The organism is Nocardia nova (assembly GCF_002933465.1).
Classification (GTDB): Bacteria; Actinomycetota; Actinomycetes; order Mycobacteriales; family Mycobacteriaceae; genus Nocardia; species Nocardia nova_B.
Genome location: NZ_PSZE01000017.1, coordinates 95,538 through 114,418 on the forward strand (window position 1 = coordinate 95,538; position 18,881 = coordinate 114,418).

Consider the following 18,881-nt stretch of genomic DNA (forward strand, 5'->3'; position numbering starts at 1 on the left):
GCGGCTCCCGCATCCGGCACCACGAGCGGTGCGGCATCACCCCGCACCGGCATGCGAGCCATGCTCGCCGCCGGACCCGTCCCGACGCCGGTTGCCGTCGGTCCTGGACCCGGAACGCGAAAACCCCGCTCCGTTGCGGAGCGGGGTTTCACGAAATCGCTTACTACCTACTTGATTTCGGCGAGCACGGTGCCCTGGGTGATGGCGGCGCCGGCCTCGACGGCCAGACCGGTGACCACACCGGACTTGTGCGCGTTGACCGGGTTTTCCATCTTCATGGCCTCGAGCACGGCGATCAGGTCGCCGGCCTCGACCGACTGGCCCTCTTCGACGGCCACCTTCACCACGGTGCCCTGCATCGGCGCGGTCACGGCGTCACCGGAGGCGGCCGAGGCGCCCGCGCCACCACGCTTGCGCGGCTTGGGCTTCTTGCGGATCACACCCGCCCCGTTGCCCGCGGCGCCGGCCGCACCCGCGCCCACGGTCAAGTGGCCCGGCAGCGACACCTCGAGGCGACGGCCGCCGACCTCGACGACCACCGTCTGGCGCGCACCCTCGTCCTCGTCCTCGATGGGCTGGCCACCGGTGTAGGGCTCGATGGTGTTTTCCCACTCGTTCTCGATCCACTTGGTGTAGACGTCGAAAGTTTCGGAGCCGTCAGCTGTGACACGACCGACGAACGCCGGGTTGGTCACGATGTGGCGGTCGAACGGCAGCACCGTCGCCAGGCCCTCGATCTCGTATTCGGCCAGCGCACGCGCGGCCCGCTCCAGCGCCTGGGTGCGGTTCTCGCCGGTGACGATCAGCTTGGCCAGCATCGAGTCGAACTGTCCGCCGATCACGCTGCCGGCGACGACGCCGGAATCGACGCGCACGCCGGGGCCCGAGGGCTCCTTGTAAACGGTGACGGGGCCCGGTGCGGGCAGGAAGCCCCGGCCGGCGTCCTCACCGTTGATGCGGAATTCGATCGCGTGGCCGCGCGGTGTCGGGTCCTCTTTGATGGTCAGCTCCTCGCCGTTGGCGATGCGGAACTGCCAGCGCACCAGGTCCAGACCGGAGGTTTCCTCGGTCACCGGGTGCTCGACCTGCAGGCGGGTGTTGACCTCGAGGAACGACACGGTCTCGCCCTGCACGAGGTACTCCACGGTGCCGGCGCCGTAGTAGCCGGCCTCCTTGCAGATCCGCTTGGCGGACTCGTGGATCTTGGCGCGGACCTCGTCGGACAGGAACGGCGCAGGCGCCTCCTCGACCAGCTTCTGGAACCGGCGCTGCAGCGAGCAGTCACGGGTGCCGGCGACGATGACGTTGCCGTGCTTGTCGGCCAGCACCTGGGCCTCGACGTGGCGGGCCTTGTCCAGGTACTGCTCGACGAAGCATTCGCCGCGGCCGAAGGCGGCGGTCGCCTCGCGGGTGGCGGAGTCGAACAGCTCCGGAATCTCCTCGATGGTGTGGGCGACCTTCATGCCGCGGCCACCACCACCGAACGCGGCCTTGATGGCCACCGGAACGCCGTACTGCTTGGCGAACTCGACGACCTCGTTCGCGTCCTTCACAGGATCCTTGGTGCCCGCGGCCATCGGGGCCTGCGCGCGCTCGGCGATGTGGCGGGCGGTGACCTTGTCACCCAGATCGCGAATCGACTGCGGCGACGGGCCGATCCAGATCAGCCCGGCGTCCAGGACGGCCTGGGCGAAATCCGCGTTCTCCGAAAGGAAGCCGTAACCGGGGTGGATCGCGTCGGCGCCGGATTTGCGCGCCGCGTCGAGAATCTTGTCGAAGACCAGGTACGACTCGGCCGAGGTCTGCCCCCCGAGTGCGAATGCCTCATCGGCCAATTTGACGAATGGCGCGTCCGCGTCCGGTTCCGCGTACACGGCGACACTGGCGATACCGGCATCCTTGGCGGCCCGGATCACACGCACCGCGATCTCGCCCCGATTGGCGATCAGGACTTTCGTGATCTGCGCGCTGGCATGGCTGGGCACTGAGCCTCCTGTGCTTTGGACAACTTACATCTCGGGTGAGTGTAGGCAGTGTGCCAACAGACTCCGAACAGGGATGGGGCTACCGAACAGTAGCCCGGGCCCCCGTGACGTGAACAACACCTTAGACCGACGGCGCCGCCGCCGACACGGCGGCCGGAGCCGAACCCGGTTCACTTCCCTTGACGATCGGCGTGCGCACAGCGTTGCTCCACTCGGTCCAGGAGCCGTCGTAGTTGCGCACGTTCGCCACGCCCAGCAGCGAAGTCAGTACGAACCAGGTGTGTGCCGAATGTTCGCCGACGCGGCAATAGACGATGATGTCCTGGGCGCCGAGCAGCGGCGCGTAGATCTCCCCCAGCTCCGACCGGCCGCGGAATCGGCCGTCGGCGCCCACGGCCGCGGTCCACGGGATGTTGATCGCGGTCGGGATATGCCCGGCGCGCAGTGACTGTTCCTCCGGACGGTCCCGGATGCGGTCGTCGTCGCCCGTGTACTCCCCCACCGCGCGCACGTCGACCAGCCCGACGCCCGTTCCACCCTCGTTCAGACAGGCGCGCACATCCCCGAGGAAGGCCCGGCCGCTCCGATCGTCGCGCTCGATGACCGGATAATCCCCCAGCCCGACGTCGGGCACCTCGAAGGTGGTGTCGCGGGCCTCGGAGATCCACGCGTCCCGGCCGCCGTCCAGCAGCCGCACATCCGGATGCCCGAACAGGCCGAGGACCCAGGCGGTGGCGGCGGCAGTGCCGTTGGCCTTGTCGCCGTAGACGACGACCGTGTCGTCGCGGGCGATGCCCTTGGCACGCATGAGTTCGGCGAAACGGGCGCCGTCGATCACGTCGCGGGTGAGCGGGTCGGTAAGCTCGGCCCGCCAATCGATCTTGACCGCCCCTGGCACATGGCCGATGTCGTAGAGCAGGATGTCGTCGTTGGACTCGACGATCGCGAGGCCTGGCGTACCGATGTTTGCCGACAGCCACTCAGTGGTTACCAATCGTTGTGGATATGCATGAGAGCCGAAGGATGGATGAGAGTCCGGAGCGACGGGCACGGTGGAAGATCCTTCACGCGCGGTAGACGATGGGCGGCTGGGCAGTACCGATCGTAGGTGCGAACAATGCGCGCCGGCGGTTTCACATCACGAATCGGGTGAAGCGCGATTAAGTCGCAGCTTCGTCCGATAAAGTCACATGGGAGGAGGGGTGAGCTATGTCCGATTCTTGGCCACGACGGCGCCTGCTCGCGATCCTACGCGGCGCCAGCGAGCCTCTCGATGCCCAGGAACTGGCGCGCATCACCGGACAGCACGTCACCACCGTCCGCTTTCATCTGGATGTTCTCACCCGGGAGTCGCTGGTCCGCCAATTCCAGCAGCCGCCCCGCGGCCGCGGCCGCCCGCGCATCGGATATACGGCCGTACAGCGATCGGTCGGTTATCAGGATCTCGCGCAGGTGCTGGCCGATCAACTCGGCAGTGATCCCCGCCGGCGTTCCGATGTGGCCGTGACGGCAGGGCGGGCGTGGGGCGCCAAGGTCGAACAGCTCGAACAGCCCATCGCCTCGCTCGACGATGCGCGCGACATCGCGGTGACCGTGAGCTCCGAACTGGGTTTCGCCCCGGAGCGCGATGCCGCCTCCGAAACCGGCAACCAGCTCAACATCCGTCTGACCGCCTGCCCGCTGCGCGAATTGGCGCGCACCCACTCCGAGGTGGTCTGCGGTGTGCATCAGGGCCTGATGCGCGAGGTGCTGGACCGCAACGGCGGACGCGATGCGGTCAACGTCCGGCTGCACCCGTTCGTGGGCCCGGATTTGTGCGTGATCCACTTGGAGGCACTGTCGAGCACGTTGCCGGATCCCGCCGACATCCCCGATCAGGCCGGGACCGGGCCGCGACTACCGACGCCGTCAGCCAATCGCGTCGGCCCGCAGCTGCGCACGGACCCACAGCTGCGCAATACCGACGCCCACGTCGCCCAGGAGGCGACGCAGCAGCGGTAGGCCGATCCCGATGACACTGGACGGGTCACCGTCGATGCGGTCGACGAACCAGCCACCCATTCCGTCGAGGGTGAACGCGCCGGCCACCCGCAGCGGCTCACCGGTGGCGATATAGGCATCCAGCTCGGCCGGGCCGGGTTCGGCGAAATGCACGGTGGTGGTGCTGCAGTCCTGGGCGGCGGCGACGATCGCGCCGTCCCGCACGCGCAGCACACAGTGGCCGGTCAGCAGATCCGCACTGCGCCCGGCCATCTCGGCCCAGCGGGCGCGAGCGATGTCGGGGGTATGGGGCTTGCCCTGCAGTACGCCACCGACCAGCAGCATCGAGTCACAACCGACGACCACGCAGTCGTCCACCAATCGCGGGGCTCTGGCGGCGACGAGGCCATTGGAATCCGGGGCGGCCGGGCTTTCTCCGGACGCGGCGGCGTCGGCGACCAATGCGGCGGCGACCGTGTGGGCCTTGGCTCGGGCGAGAGCGGTCACCACGCCCGCGGGGGGTGTGTCCGGCGGGAGCGCCGCGGCGACCGCGTCCTCGTCGACCTCGGATATTCGCACCACCGGATCCAGCCCGGCCGCGCGCAACACCTGCAGTCGCGCCGGCGAAGCGGAACCGAGAACGAATCCCGTCACGTCAGCCGCGGATGTGCGACAGATAAGGGAAGGCGTAGGGGGAGAACGGCGAGGTGCCGCGGTGCATCATGGTGGGCCGGCCCCAGTTGTCCACCGGGCCCGGATCCTGCGGCGCCGCGGCGGCGTTCGCGCCCGCGACGGCGAACACGGTGACCAGGGCGGCGAGTTCCTCGTCGGTCGGTGAACCCTTCAGAACGCGGATGACCGGCCCGTGGCCGACCTCGGCCTCGACGGCCGCGGTGTCGGATGCGAGCTTCGTGTCGCCGTCACCGAATTCGTCGACCGCCAAATCCAGTTCGGCAGCGCGCAATATCTCTTCGTCAGCCACAGCCGTCACAGCGCCAACTCCTCCTGTCTGTGCCGGACCGAGAGGGCCCGGCGTTCACGGCGCGGGACGAACCCACGCCGCGAACGGTATTCGTGCGGCCCCCATCGAATGAGGCCTTTTCCTACCATCTTCACCCGGATGCGGCAATCGTGCGCGGTACGAACTCGCCACTCTCCCGGAAAGTCTGCCTCCGCTACCGCACATATCGTCGGATCAGAGCGGAATGTTGCCGTGCTTCTTCGGCGGTAGAGTAACCATCTTTCGCTCGAGCAAGCGGAGCGCGGAGACGATCTGGCCGCGGGTGTGCGAGGGCGGAATCACCGCGTCGACGTAGCCGCGCTCGGCCGCCACGTACGGGTTGACCAACGTGTCCTCGTACTCGTTCTGCAGCTCGAGGCGCAGCGCGTCGACATCGGCGCCCTCCGCGGCGGCCTGCTGCAGCTTCTTGCGGTAGACGAAGCCGACTGCCCCCGAGGCGCCCATGACGGCGATCTGGGCGGTAGGCCACGCCAGGTTCACATCGGCGCCCATGTGCTTGGAGCCCATCACGTCGTACGCGCCGCCGTAGGCCTTGCGAGTGATGACCGTGATTTTGCCCACAGTGGCCTCACCGTAGGCGTAGAGCAGCTTCGCACCGCGGCGGATGATGCCGTTGTACTCCTGGCCCGTGCCCGGCAGGAAGCCCGGAACGTCGACCAGCGTGATGATCGGAATGTTGAACGCGTCGCAGGTGCGCACGAACCGCGCGGCCTTCTCCGAGGCGTCGATGTCGAGGCAGCCGGCGAACTGGGTGGGCTGGTTGGCCACGAAACCCACACTGCGGCCGTCGATGCGGGCGAAGCCGACGATGACGTTCATCGCGCGCTCGGCCTGCACCTCGAAGAACTCGTCGTCGTCGACCAGTCGCCGGATGACCTCGTGCATGTCGTAGGGCTGGTTCGGCGAATCCGGGATCAGGGTGTCGAGTTCGAGATCCTCGTCGGTCAGCGAATCCTCAATCGCGCCGACGATCGGGTCGCTGGCCGGGAAGCGCGGCGCCTCGGCGCGGTTGTTGCTGGGCAGGTAGCTCAGCAGGTCCTTGACCCAGTCCAGCGCGTCCTGCTCGCCGGAGGCGACATAGTGCGCGGTACCGGACTTCACCATGTGGGTGTGGGCGCCGCCCAGCTCCTCCATGGTGACCTCTTCACCGGTGACGGTCTTGATCACGTCCGGCCCGGTGATGAACATCTGGCTGGACTGGTCGACCATCACGACGAAGTCGGTCAGCGCCGGGGAGTACACGTGCCCGCCGGCCGCCGCGCCCATGATCAGCGAGATCTGCGGGATCACGCCGGAGGCCTGGATGTTGCGGTGGAAGATCTCACCGTAGAGGCCGAGCGAGACCACGCCCTCCTGGATGCGAGCGCCGGCGCCGTCGTTGATGCCGATCAGCGGGCGGCCGGTCTTGAGCGCGAGGTCCATCACCTTGACGATCTTCTCGCCGTAGACCTCACCGAGGCTGCCGCCGAACACCGTCGAGTCCTGGCTGAAGATGCAGACGTCGCGGCCGTCGATGGTGCCGTAGCCGGTGACCACGCCGTCGCCGAGCGGACGGTTGTTCTCCAGGCCGAAGTTGACGCTGCGGTGCCGGGCCAGCGCGTCCGTCTCCACGAACGAACCCTCGTCCAGCAGGGCCAGGATGCGCTCACGCGCGGTCAGCTTGCCTTTGGCGTGGACCTTTTCGACCGCGCCCTCACCCATCGGGTGCTTGGCCTCTTCCAGCCGATTGCGCAGATCAGCCAGCTTCCCTGCGGTGGTGTGGATATCGGGGGCGCCCGCCGAACCCGGCGAAGGCTGACTCTGGACACTCGTCATGTCCCGGAGTGTAACCAGTGGCGCAGCCCGGCGAAATTCCAGTGGGGGCTACCGACCAGTACCCTTATTGACTACCCGCCAGCGGAAAAGCGCTGGTGAAGTGCCACAACGACGGTCCGGACCCGTTCCCGCGCGCCTGGGAATCGTCACCGATCGGCCATGCCCGTGAGGACGCGGTCCAGGGCATCCACCGCCCGCTCGAGTTCGTCGGCGGTGACCGTCAGCGGCGGCCGGAACCGGATACCGCGCTCGCCGGTTCCGAGGAACAGTACCCGTTCGCGCTCGCGCACCTCCGCGAGGACGGCATCGCGCAGCTCGGCGGAATCCAGTGTCACCGCGCACATCAGTCCGCGACCGCGCGGGTCGGTGAGCCGCGCGTGCCGGCCGGCGAGCGCGCGCAACCGGTCGAGCAGCAGCGCGCCCAGCTCCTGCGCGCGGGTAGCCAGGTCCTCGGATTCGATCACCTCGAGGATGCGACGGGCCCGCACCATATCGGCGAGGTTGCCGCCCCAGGTGGAATTGAGCCGCGAGCTCACCGCGAACACGTTGTCGGGCACCTCGTCGACGCGCCCGCCGGCCATGATGCCGCAGACCTGCGTCTTCTTTCCGAAGGCGACCACATCAGGTCGCAGGCCCAACTGCTGGTAGGCCCAGGTCGACCCGGTCATCGCCACGCCGGTCTGCACCTCGTCGACGATGAACAGCGCGTCGTGTTCGTGGCACAGCTGCTGCATGCGCCGGAGAAAGTCCGGTCGCATGTGCCGGTCACCGCCCTCGCCCTGAATCGGCTCGGCGATGAAACAGGCGATGTCGTGCGGATTTTCGGTGAATGCGGCGCGGGCCTGGGCCAGCGCGCGCTGCTCGGCGACCTCGATGTCGACGCCGGGACGCAGATAGGGGGTCTCGATGCGCGGCCAGTCGAAAGCCGGGAATCGCTCGGTCTTGACCGGGTCGGTATTGGTCAGGGACAGGGTGTAGCCGGAGCGGCCGTGGAACGCTCCGGTCAGATGCAGCACCTTGGTGCCCAGTTCGGCCGGGCGGCCGTGCATCGCGTTGTGGCGGCTCTTCCAGTCGAAGGCGACCTTGAGCGCGTTCTCGACCGCCAGCGCACCACCGTCGATGAAGAACAGATGGGGCAGTGCCGGGTCGCCGAGGACCCGCGCGAAGGTGTCGACGAAGCGCGCCATCGCGACCGTATAGACGTCGGAATTACTGGGCTTGTTCAGCGCCGCCCTGGTGAGTTCGGCGCGAAAGCGGGCGTTCGCCGCCAGCGCCGGATGGTTCATCCCCAGCGCCGAGGAGGCGAAGAAGCCGAACATATCCAGATAGACGGTGCCGTCGCGGGCGTCGACCAGATCGAGTCCCCGCGATCTGCGCAGGTCCAGCACCAGATCGAAACCGTCGGCGAGCATGTGGGCGGACAGGATGTCGTGTACGCGCGAGGCGGTGACCGACGCCGGGTTCGTGACCTCCGCGTCGGCCGTTCCGGGGCGCTCCAGTTCGAGGGTCACACCCACAGGATACGAAAACATTTACGGTTTCACTACGAACAAACGTATAAATTACGATCAGGTATCATCTGTCATAAAATGTCTGCAGAATGATGGTGCTTCGGGTGCGAACATTGGCGGTGGCGCGGATCTCCTGCAGCAACTGTTCGAGATGCCGGGGCGAGGCCACCCGGACGAGCAGCATGTAGCTCTCCTCCCCCGCCACCGAGTGGCATTCCTCGATGCCGGGGATGTGCTGGAGCAGGGCGGGAGCATCGTCGGGCTGTGAGGGATCGAGAGGAGTGATCGCGACGAATGCCGACAGCAGTTGTCCCAACGCCTCCGGGTCGACCTTCGCGGAATATCCGCGGATCACGCCGCGAGCCTCGAGCCGGCGCACGCGCGACTGCACCGCGGATACCGACAGACTGGCCTTCTCGGCGAGATTGGACAGCGTGGCCCGGCCGTCGGCCATCAATTCGCGGATCAGGAGCCGATCGATGTCGTCGAGAACAGGTTTCGCAGGTGCATCCGCCATCAGCGAAGGCTAACCCAGCGGGCGGTGGCCGGGGCCGGAAACGATCTCCCACCGGTGCGAAGTCCCCCATCAACCGATTTCGGAAACGGAGCCGCAGATGACATCCGCACCCGTTCTGCCCACCACCGGCGAACTGCGCGACCGGGCCGCGCGCCTGCTGCTCGAACTCGGCGTCGACCCGGTCGATTCGGGCGATCTGCCGGCCCGCACACCGATCACCGGCGGTGAGTTGATGCGCGTCCCGGCCACCTCGGCATTCGACGTGACCTGCGCGATCGACAAGGCGCACAGCGCTTTTCAGGGGTGGCGATCCGTCCCCGCGCCGCAACGCGCCGCCGTGGTGCGGCGGCTGGGACGACTACTGACCGACAATCTCGACGCGGTGGCCGGACTCGTGACCCTGGAGGCGGGCAAGATCGGCGCCGAGGCGCGCGGTGAGGTGCAGGAGATGATCGACGTCTGCGAATTCGCCGTCGGTCTGTCCCGCCAACTCTACGGACGCACCATGGCCTCCGAGCGGCCCGGGCATCGACTCATGGAGACATGGCATCCGCTCGGGGTGGTCGGGGTGATCTCGGCGTTCAACTTCCCGGTCGCGGTCTGGTCGTGGAATACCGCGATCGCATTGGTGTGCGGCGACACCGTGGTGTGGAAACCCTCGCAGACGACACCGCTGACCGCACTGGCCTGCGATGCGCTGCTGCGGCGCGCGGCCCTCGACGTCGGCGCCGACCCGCAGATCCACCAGCTGATCCAGGGTGGCACCGAGGTCGGCACCCAGCTCGTCGACGACGAACGGGTGGCTCTGGTCAGCGCCACCGGATCGGTGCGGATGGGGCAGGCGGTGGCACCGCGGGTCGCGGCGCGTTTCGGCCGGTGCCTGCTCGAGCTCGGCGGTAACAACGCCGCGATCGTCACCCCGTCCGCGGACCTCGACCTCACCACGCGGGCCGTGGTTTTCGCTGCGGCGGGAACGGCCGGACAGCGGTGCACGACACTGCGGCGGGTCATCGCGCACGTGGATATCGCCGGGCCACTGCTGGATCGGATGGGCGCGGCGTATCGCCAACTGCCCGTGGGCAATCCGCTCGACGACTCGGTCTTGGTCGGGCCGCTGATCGACGGCCGCGCCCACACCGCGATGCGGGCGGCGATCGACCGTGCGCTCGCCGACGGGGGCGAATTGATCTGCGGCGGTGAGCGCGTCGAGGTCGGCGGCGACGATTCCTACTATGTACGTCCCGCGATCATCCGGATGCCCGCTCAGACCGCGGTCGTGCGCGAGGAGACGTTCGCGCCGATTCTCTACGTGCTCACCTATCACGATCTGGATTCCGCGATCGCCCTGCACAACGCTGTGCCACAGGGGCTTTCGTCGGCCATCTTCACCAGTGACCAGCGCGAGGCGGAACGATTCCTGGCCGCCGACGGTTCCGACTGCGGCATCGCCAATGTGAACATCGGCACCTCGGGTGCGGAGATCGGCGGCGCGTTCGGCGGTGAGAAGCAGACCGGCGGCGGGCGCGAATCGGGCTCCGACTCCTGGAAGGCGTATATGCGCCGCGCCACCAATACGGTCAACTACTCCACCGAACTGCCTCTGGCACAAGGCATTCAGTTCGGCTGAGCGTTCAACGCTCCGGTTCGCGGGCGATGGCGCGGACCTGATCCTCGTAGGCGGCCCGCACCGCCGCATCGCCCGGATGCAGCGCCCGGTCGCCGTCGAACAGGCCGCGCACCATGCGCACGACCGATTCGCTGGCGGCCGCCCGCGCGAGGTCGACGGGATCGAGATACTGCGGCACCGCCACCTCGGCCCGCCGGGTCCGGCAGGTCTTGACGCTCGCACGGCGGCGATCTCCGATTCCAGTTGCGCGCTCATCGGCCGCGAAGCTGACGCTCGAGCCAGTGTCCCGGTCCGCCGGCGGGCACCATTCGTGGAGCGCCGAGGCGGGGACGGGGCAGCGGCGGGAAGCGGCCCGGTTCGTCGGCCATATGCCGGGCGTGGCGTCGGCTGCGCGATCCGCACGCCCGGCGCCGGAGCCACGTCCACGTCGAGATGGAAGCCGAGCCGATCGCGATAGAACTCGATTCCCCGGTCGATATCGCGCACCGGGACCGGCACCAATTCCAGCAGCATCGTGCTGCGTGGGACCGGCGGGTTGGCGGGGTCGTTCGTCACCTGTGCGGGGTCGGCCGGAATCTCGGTCACAGTGTCGGGGCGCTCGCTCATGTCGGTCCCATCGTCGGTAGCCACCGCAGTGGCGGCCAGCCTATCGGGACGAGCCGTGGACCGGCGCCGATCCGTCCGCGTCGGCGACCGCGTCCGGCGAGCTCGAGCCCGGGAAATGCGCCCGAGGGACTTCGCCGCCGGGTCTCGATGTCGGTGCCCGGGTGCACACTGAACCCATGCAGCAGTTCTCCCGGCCGACCCAGGAGTGGTTCGACGGTGCGTTCCCCGCGCCCACGTCCGCCCAGCTGGGAGCCTGGGAGGCGATCTCCGCGGGAGAACACACGCTGGTGATCGCGCCGACCGGGTCCGGTAAGACTCTGTCGGCCTTCCTGTGGGCGATCGACCGGCTCGCCACCCGCGAACCCACGGACGGTCCGCAGCGCACCGCCGTCCTCTATATCTCCCCGCTCAAGGCCCTCGCGGTCGATGTCGAGCGCAATCTGCGCGCACCCCTGGTGGGTATCACCCGCACGGCCGCACGGCTCGGTATGCCCGCCCCGGAGATCAGCGTCGGTGTGCGGTCGGGCGATACCACCCCGGCCGACCGCCGGACCCTGCAGCGCCGGCCGCCCGACATCCTGATCACTACCCCGGAATCGCTGTACCTGATGCTCACCTCGGCGGCCCGCGAGACGTTGTCGCAGGTCGGCACCGTGATCGTGGACGAGGTCCATGCGATCGCCGGTTCCAAGCGAGGGGCACATCTGGCCCTGTCGCTGGCCCGGCTCGATCAGCTCACCGAGCGGCCCGCCCAGCGCATCGGGTTGTCGGCGACGGTTCGGCCGCCGGAGGAGGTGGGGCGCTTTCTGGTCGGCTCGGCGCCGATCACGATCGTGTCGCCGCCGGCGCCGAAGACGTTCGACCTGTCGGTGCGGGTGCCGGTGGCGGATATGACCGAGCCGGACGAATCCGATCAGCCGGGGTCGATCTGGCCGCATGTGGATGCCGCGATCGTGGATCTGGTGCTGGCGCACCGCTCGTCGATCGTGTTCGCGAATTCGCGTCGGCTGGCCGAACGCTTGACGGCGCGGCTGAACGAGGAATATGCCGAGCGAATTGCCGAACCCGACGAGGCGGAGGAGGCCGCGCCACGCCGCGAGCACGCGCCGCCCGCCCAGCTCGGGGCGCCGACCGAGGTCAATCACGGGGCGGCGCCGCTGCTGGCCCGGGCCCATCACGGCTCGGTGAGCAAGGAACAGCGCGCCATCATCGAGGACGACCTCAAGAGCGGCCGGTTGCGGTGCGTGGTGGCGACCAGCAGCCTCGAGCTCGGTATCGATATGGGTGCGGTGGATCTGGTGGTGCAGGTCGAGGCACCGCCGTCGGTCGCGGGTGGGCTGCAACGGGTCGGTCGCGCCGGACATCAGGTGGGTGAGATCTCGCGCGGGGTGATCTTCCCCAAACACCGCACCGATGTGATCCACTGCGCGGTGGCGTCGATGCGGATGACGGCGGGACAGATCGAGGAGTTGAAGATCCCCGCCCATCCCCTCGACATTCTCGCCCAGCAGACCGTGGCCGCCTGCGCACTGGAACCGATCGATGTCGACGAATGGTTCGAAACGGTCCGGGGGACAGGCAGTTTCGCCGCGCTGCCGCGCTCGGCGTACGAATCGGTGCTGGACCTGCTGTCGGGTCGATATCCCTCCGACGAATTCGCCGAGCTGCGTCCGCGCCTGGTGTGGGATCGCGACGCGGGCACCCTGACCGGGCGCCCCGGCGCTCAGCGCCTCGCGGTCACCTCCGGCGGCGCGATTCCCGACCGCGGCCTGTTCCCGGTGTTCATGGTCGGCGAAAAGGCGTCGCGGGTCGGCGAACTCGATGAGGAGATGGTCTACGAATCGCGCGTGGGCGATGTGTTCGCCCTCGGCGCGACGAGCTGGCGCATCGAGGAGATCACCCACGACCGGGTCCTCGTCTCCCCCGCGTTCGGCCTGCCGGGCCGACTCCCCTTCTGGCACGGCGATTCCCTCGGACGCCCGGCCGAATTGGGCGCGGCCCTGGGCGAATTCGTCCGCACGGCCGGTAAGACCGTCGCGCAGGGCGGCGAACTTGTCGAACTCGAACAGCTCGTCCACGCCGCCGGCCTGGACGATTTCGCGACGGCGAATCTGGTCTCACTGCTGGCCGAGCAACGGCAGGCCACCGGTCACCTGCCGACCGATCGCACGCTGCTGGTCGAACGCTTTCGCGACGAACTCGGGGATTGGCGGCTGATCCTGCACTCGCCCTACGGTCTACCGGTGCATGCGCCGTGGGCGCTTGCGGTGGGAGCGCGGTTGCGGGAGCGATTCGGGGTCGATGCCGCACCGACCGCCTCCGACGACGGCATCGTGGTCCGGCTGCCCGACACCACCGACGATCCGCCGGGCGCGGAACTGTTCGTCTTCGAACCGGACGAGATCGACGACGTGGTGACCGAGCAGGTGGGCGGATCGGCGCTGTTCGCCTCCCGCTTCCGCGAATGCGCGGCGCGGGCGCTGCTGTTGCCGCGCCGGGATCCCGGCCGCCGCGCGCCGCTGTGGCAGCAGCGCCAGCGCGCGGCCCAATTGCTCGATGTGGCAAGGAAATTCCCCGACTTCCCGATCCTGCTGGAAACGGTGCGCGAATGTCTGCGCGACGTCTACGACCTGCCCGCCCTGCGGGACTTGCTGACGAACGTGGCACGGCGCAAACTGCGACTGGTCGAAGTGGAGACCGCCGCCCCGTCACCGTTCGCCAACGCGTTGCTGTTCGACTACATCGGCCAGTTCATGTACGAGGGCGACAGCCCGCTGGCCGAGCGTCGCGCGGCCGCGCTGTCGCTGGATTCGAGCCTGCTCGCCGAACTGCTGGGGCGGGTGGAACTGCGCGAACTCCTCGACGCCGCGGTCCTCGAACTGACCGAACGCGAACTGCAGCGCCTGACCCCCGAACGCCATGCCCGCGACGCGGAAGGGCTCGCCGACCTGCTGCGACTACTCGGACCGCTCACCCCGGCCGAGGCGGCCGCGCGCTGCACCGCCGACCCGAACCCGTGGTTCGCCGAATTGCTGCAGGCCAGGCGCGTTCTCGAGGTGTCGTTCGCGGGATCGCGGTGGTGGACGGCGATCGAGGACGCCGCCCGGTTGCGTGATGCCCTCGGCGTCCCCCTGCCGATCGGCACCCCGGCGGCCTTCATCGAACCGGTCGCCGATCCCCTGGGCGATCTGATCGGTCGCTACGCCCGCACCCACGCCCCGTTCACCCTCGACGCCGTCGCCCGGCGCTTCGGGATCGGCCCGGCCGTCGCCGCCACCGCCCTGCATCACCTCGGGGCCGAGAAGCGGGTGGTGGAAGGGGAATTCACGCCGGGTTCGGCCGGTGCGGAATGGTGTGACGCGCAGGTGTTGCGCCGGCTGCGCCGCCGTTCGCTGGCCGCGGCACGCAAGGAGGTCGAGCCAGTATCCACGGGCGCGTTCGGCCGGTTCCTGCCGGCATGGCAGCATATCGGCACCTCGACACTGCGCGGCGTGGACGGTGTGGCCGCGGTGGTGGAACAGCTTGCGGGCGTGCCGATTCCGGCTTCGGCGTGGGAGTCGCTCATTCTACCGTCGCGGGTGCGTGACTACACACCGGCGATGCTCGACGAACTCACCGCCTCGGGTGAGGTGCTCTGGTCCGGCCACGGCGCCATCACCGCCAAGGACGGCTGGATCGGCCTGCATCCGGCGGATCAGGCGCCGGTCACGCTGGCGCCGCCGCAGGAGATCGACTTCACCGATGTGCAGTTGCGCCTGCTGACGGCGTTGGGTGCGGAGCTGACGGCGGGAGTCGGTGACGCGGTGGCGCTCGATGCCGACGACTCGGCCGCCATCGAACCGGGTGCGTTCGGCGGCAACCGGATCGTCGCGGTCGCGGGCGGCGCTTACTTCTTCCGGCAACTGTCCGACGCCACCGGGGTGCTCGACGACGCGGCCGTCGCGGCGGCACTGTGGGAACTGGTGTGGGCGGGGTATCTGTCCGGTGACACCTTCGCCCCGGTCCGGGCGCGACTGTCCGGCACCACCCGGAGCACCACCGCCCACCGCACCCCGCGGCGCACCCCGCGCGGGCGCATGTATCTGCCGCGACCGGCCATGCCGACCCGGACCGGCCCGCCCGCGGTGGCCGGTCGATGGTCGCTGCTGCCACAGCGCCTGCCGGACAACACCATTCGCGCCCACGCCACCGCCGATCTTCTCCTGGAGCGCTACGGGGTGCTGACCCGGGGCGCGGTGCAGAACGAGGAGATTCCGGGCGGCTTCGCGCTCATGTACCGGGTGCTCACCGAATTCGAGGATCGCGGGCGCTGCCGGCGCGGTTATTTCGTCGATACTCTCGGCGGGGCGCAGTTCTCCACGACCGACGTGGTGGATCGGCTGCGCTCCTACGATTCCGACCGGGTCGGCGGCGACACCGGCCGGGTCGGCGCGGTCGCCCTCGCCGCCTGCGATCCGGCCAATCCGTACGGCGCCGCCCTGCCGTGGCCGAAGAACGCGGGTGAGGGAGCCGGACATCGTCCGGGCCGCAAGGCGGGGGCCCTGGTCGTCCTGGCCGCGGGCGAACTTGCCCTGTACCTGGAACGCGGTGGTAAGACTCTGCTCACCTTCACCGAGGACCCCGAGATCCGTACCGAGGCCGCGGCCGCGCTGGCGGCTCTGGTCCACGACCGCCGGATCGACTCACTGGTCGTCGAACGGGTCGACGGGGAATCGGTGCACGGCAACACCTTCGCCACATTCCTCACCGACGCCGGATTCCACGCCACTCCCCGGGGCTTCCGGCTCCGGAGCACAGCATGAGACCGGCGCGCACCCCCCGGCGACCCAGGGGGTGAACGGCGATGCCGGAAGGAGATACCGTCTACCTCGCGGCGGCGCGGCTGCGGACCGCACTGGCGGGAAAGACGCTGGCTCGCAGTGACTTTCGCGTCCCACGCTATGCCACCCTGGATCTGCGCGGCAGCCGGATCGACAGCGTCGGCAGTTACGGCAAACACCTGTTCGTGCGCACCGAGAGAGTCAGCATCCACACCCATCTCAAGATGGAGGGCACCTGGCGGGTCTACCGCCCCGGCCAGCGGTGGACCAAACCCGGATTCACCGCGCGACTGATTCTCGCCACCGACGACATCGAAGCCGTCGGGTTCTCCCTCGGCCTGGTCGAGGTGCTCCCGCTCGCCGACGAGCACACCGCCGTCGATCATCTCGGCCCGGATCTCCTGGGCCCGAATTGGGATGCGGCCGAGGCGGTCCGCCGACTGCGCGCGGACCCCGAGCGGCCGATCGGGCTCGCCCTGCTCGATCAGACCGTCATGGCCGGAGTCGGCAACATCTTCCGCAGTGAGATCTGTTTCGCCGAGCGGATCCACCCGGCCACTCCGGTCGGGGCCGTGCCCGACCTCCCCGGACTCGTCGACGCCGCGCACCGCATCCTCGAGCGAGCGGCACACCATCCACCCCGGCCCGCGGTGGTCTACGGCCGGCAGCGCCAACCCTGCCGGCGCTGCGGATCGATGATCCTCGTCCGTATGTTCGGCCCGGATGCCGCCGCCACCACCGCCACCGAACGCGGCATCTACTTCTGCCCCCGCTGTCAGCCCGCACCCGAGACCCCGGAACCGAGGGCCGCACGCCGGGCTCGCCGCTGACCGGGATGAACCGTACTGTTTGCCGATCGATAGCTACATTTCCTTCCGCCGCTAACGTTTCGGAGCGTGGATGCGACATAGGGGCGACACAGATCGTCACCAGTCGGGAAGCAGGGCAGATGACATATGCGAGCACCGCGATGCGTCGTAGCACACGGCTCGTCACTCAGCTGCTGATCACCGCCATCGCCATCGCGGCCACGGTGCTGTTCACCTATGCCCTGCAGCACTCGGCGAGTACGGGCCCCACGTATTCCGGCCACACTTCCGCGCCCACGTCGACCACGCCCTAACCGTTATCCCTGAGGAAGCGGCACCGGTTCCAGAATCTCCGGACGAGGTTCCGGCGCGGCGGCGCGCAAGGCGTCGGCCGAGACGTCGTCGGGCTGGGTCTGGGACCGGATCTCGGCGTCGACCCGGGCGTTGTACGTACCGACCTCGCGCCGGATCTGCTCCTCGTCCCAGCCCAGCACCGGCGCCACCAGCCGCGCCACCTCGTCGGCACATTCGGTGCCGCGGTGGGAGAACTCGATGGAGATCCGGGTGCGGCGGGCCAGGATGTCGTCCAGATGCAGCGCCCCCTCAGCGGCCGCAGCGTAGACCGCCTCCACCCGCAAGTAGCTGGGTGCGTCCGTAATCGGCTGCAGCAGTTCGGGTTTGCCCTCGGCCAGATCGAGTACGTCGGTGATCAAGGCTCCGTAGCGGTTGAGCAGATGTTCGATCCGGTAGGGGTGCACACCGTAGGTCTGTGCCAGCTGCGGCGTCTGGTTGAGCAGGGCGAAGTAACCGTCCGCGCCGAGCAGCGGCACCTTGTCGGTGATCGAGGACGACACCCGCTGCGGAATGTCGTGGGCGGCGATATCCACCGCGTCGTAGGCCATGACCCGGTAGGTGGTGTATTTACCGCCCGCGATGGCGACCAGGCCGGGCGCGATCTGCGCCACCGCGTGCTCGCGCGACAACTTGGACGTCTCGTCGCTCTCCCCGGCCAGCAGCGGACGCAGCCCCGCGTACACACCCTGGATGTCGTCGTGGGTGAGCGGGGTGACGAGCACCTCGTTGATCCGTTCGAGCAGATAGTCGATATCGGCCTTGGTGGCGGCCGGATGGGCCAGGTCAAGATTCCAGTCGGTGTCGGTGGTGCCGATGATCCAGTGATTGCTGCCCCACGGAATCACGAACAGCACCGAGGTTTTAGTGCGCAGAATCAGCGCGGCGTCGCTGGCGATCCGATCGCGCGGGACCACGATGTGCACGCCTTTGGACGCGCGCACATGGAACCGGCCGCGAACATGCGACAGCGCCTGCAATTCGTCGGTCCACACGCCCGTCGCGTTGATGACGACGTGCCCACGGACCTCGGTGGTGCGCCCATTCTCGCTGTCGCGCACCTTCACTCCGACCACCCGGTCGGCCTCCCGCAGGAAGTTCACGACCTGGGTCGATGTGCGGATCACCGCACCGTAGTGGGCGGCGGTGCGGGCCACCGTCATGGTGTGGCGGGCGTCGTCGACCACGGTGTCGTAGTAGGTGACCCCGCCGATCAGCGCGTCCCGGCGCACCCCCGGCGCCAGGCGCAGCGCGCCCGACCGCGTCACATGGTGTTGTCCCGGAACGGATTTCGCACCACCCATGGTGTCGTAGAGCACGAGGCCCGAGGCGACGTAGGGCCGCTCCCAGCCGCGGTGGGTCAGCGGGTAGAGGAACCGCAGCGGTTTCACCAGATGTGGGGCCAGTGTCTTCAGGCTGAGCTCACGTTCCCGCAGCGCCTCCCGGACCAGCCCGAATTCCAGCTGCTCGAGGTAGCGCAGGCCGCCGTGGAACATCTTCGACGAACGGCTCGACGTGCCCGAGGCCAGATCGCGCGCCTCCACCAGGGCCACCTCCAGGCCCCGCGTGGCGGCATCGAGGGCGATGCCCGCGCCGACGACCCCGCCACCGACCACGATGACGTCGAAATGCTTGGCGCCCAAGCTTTCCCAGCTGGCCTCCCGCTGCTCGGGCCCCAGTTCGCCGGTGTGCTGACCGTGTGATTTCTCGTTCATCGCTCGACTTCCTCCGCACTGGTTCGGTGGGATCGTCCTGCGTTACCCGTCGGTAATCGCTACTACCCTAGTCCACCGCCGGGCCCCGCGGCGATGTGATGCGCGGCGCGTGCGAGGTTTAGTA

At 68.7% G+C, this 18,881-nt stretch carries 14 protein-coding genes; 5 read left to right on the plus strand and 9 right to left on the minus strand.

Features of this window, described 5'->3' with window-relative positions:
* Positions 1-167: 167 nt before the first annotated feature.
* Positions 168-1,985, minus strand: coding sequence for an acetyl/propionyl/methylcrotonyl-CoA carboxylase subunit alpha (locus C5E41_RS20500; RefSeq protein ID WP_104377419.1), 1,818 nt, complete (start codon positions 1,983-1,985; stop codon positions 168-170).
* Positions 1,986-2,106: 121 nt separating this feature from the next.
* Entirely contained in the window at positions 2,107-3,036 is a 930-nt protein-coding gene (locus C5E41_RS20505; RefSeq protein ID WP_104377420.1) for a sulfurtransferase, read from the minus strand.
* 158 nt (positions 3,037-3,194) lie between these two features.
* Here C5E41_RS20505 and C5E41_RS20510 point away from each other — a divergent pair, with 158 nt between their 5' ends.
* The gene (locus C5E41_RS20510; RefSeq protein WP_104377421.1) at positions 3,195-3,986 is read left to right on the plus strand and encodes a helix-turn-helix transcriptional regulator; all 792 of its coding nucleotides are present in this window, start codon (positions 3,195-3,197) and stop codon (positions 3,984-3,986) included.
* Here C5E41_RS20510 and C5E41_RS20515 read toward each other — a convergent pair.
* The 5 genes from C5E41_RS20515 to C5E41_RS20535 form a co-directional block, all read right to left on the minus strand.
* Positions 3,894-4,619 (minus strand): Maf family protein, encoded by a 726-nt coding sequence (locus C5E41_RS20515; protein ID WP_104377422.1) that lies wholly within the window; start codon positions 4,617-4,619, stop codon positions 3,894-3,896. The two genes, C5E41_RS20510 and C5E41_RS20515, sit on opposite strands and share 93 nt — an antisense overlap.
* Position 4,620: 1 nt before the next feature.
* Positions 4,621-4,956, minus strand: a complete 336-nt coding sequence (locus C5E41_RS20520) for an acyl-CoA carboxylase subunit epsilon (protein WP_104377423.1) — start codon at positions 4,954-4,956, stop codon at positions 4,621-4,623.
* Between the two features lie 204 nt (positions 4,957-5,160).
* Positions 5,161-6,801, minus strand: coding sequence for an acyl-CoA carboxylase subunit beta (locus C5E41_RS20525; protein ID WP_104377424.1), 1,641 nt, complete (start codon positions 6,799-6,801; stop codon positions 5,161-5,163).
* A 146-nt stretch (positions 6,802-6,947) separates the two neighbouring features.
* Positions 6,948-8,333, minus strand: a complete 1,386-nt coding sequence (lat, locus tag C5E41_RS20530) for an L-lysine 6-transaminase (RefSeq protein ID WP_104377425.1) — start codon at positions 8,331-8,333, stop codon at positions 6,948-6,950.
* 43 nt (positions 8,334-8,376) lie between these two features.
* On the minus strand, positions 8,377-8,829 hold the full coding sequence (locus C5E41_RS20535) for an Lrp/AsnC family transcriptional regulator (protein ID WP_030513603.1): 453 nt from the start codon (positions 8,827-8,829) through the stop codon (positions 8,377-8,379).
* A 97-nt stretch (positions 8,830-8,926) separates the two neighbouring features.
* Here C5E41_RS20535 and amaB point away from each other — a divergent pair, with 97 nt between their 5' ends.
* The gene (gene amaB, locus C5E41_RS20540; protein ID WP_104377426.1) at positions 8,927-10,456 is read left to right on the plus strand and encodes an L-piperidine-6-carboxylate dehydrogenase; all 1,530 of its coding nucleotides are present in this window, start codon (positions 8,927-8,929) and stop codon (positions 10,454-10,456) included.
* A 4-nt stretch (positions 10,457-10,460) separates the two neighbouring features.
* Here amaB and C5E41_RS20545 read toward each other — a convergent pair whose 3' ends face one another.
* The gene (locus tag C5E41_RS20545) at positions 10,461-10,634 is read right to left on the minus strand and encodes a hypothetical protein (protein ID WP_181063335.1); all 174 of its coding nucleotides are present in this window, start codon (positions 10,632-10,634) and stop codon (positions 10,461-10,463) included.
* A 604-nt stretch (positions 10,635-11,238) separates the two neighbouring features.
* Between C5E41_RS20545 and C5E41_RS20555 the strand changes: the two genes are divergently transcribed.
* The 3 genes from C5E41_RS20555 to C5E41_RS33995 all read left to right on the plus strand — a co-directional run bounded on the left by C5E41_RS20555 (position 11,239) and on the right by C5E41_RS33995 (position 17,005).
* Positions 11,239-15,864 carry an ATP-dependent helicase gene (locus C5E41_RS20555; RefSeq protein WP_104377427.1) on the plus strand — a complete coding sequence of 1,542 codons (4,626 nt, stop codon included), beginning with the start codon at positions 11,239-11,241 and terminating at the stop codon, positions 15,862-15,864.
* A gap of 41 nt (positions 15,865-15,905) precedes the next feature.
* Positions 15,906-16,712, plus strand: a complete 807-nt coding sequence (locus tag C5E41_RS20560) for a DNA-formamidopyrimidine glycosylase family protein (RefSeq protein WP_104377428.1) — start codon at positions 15,906-15,908, stop codon at positions 16,710-16,712.
* A 119-nt stretch (positions 16,713-16,831) separates the two neighbouring features.
* Entirely contained in the window at positions 16,832-17,005 is a 174-nt protein-coding gene (locus tag C5E41_RS33995) for a hypothetical protein (RefSeq protein WP_181063336.1), read from the plus strand.
* A 3-nt stretch (positions 17,006-17,008) separates the two neighbouring features.
* Here C5E41_RS33995 and glpD read toward each other — a convergent pair whose 3' ends face one another.
* Positions 17,009-18,757: a glycerol-3-phosphate dehydrogenase gene (gene glpD, locus C5E41_RS20565; protein WP_104377429.1), complete on the minus strand. Its 1,749-nt coding sequence runs from the start codon at positions 18,755-18,757 to the stop codon at positions 17,009-17,011.
* Positions 18,758-18,881: the final 124 nt, after the last annotated feature.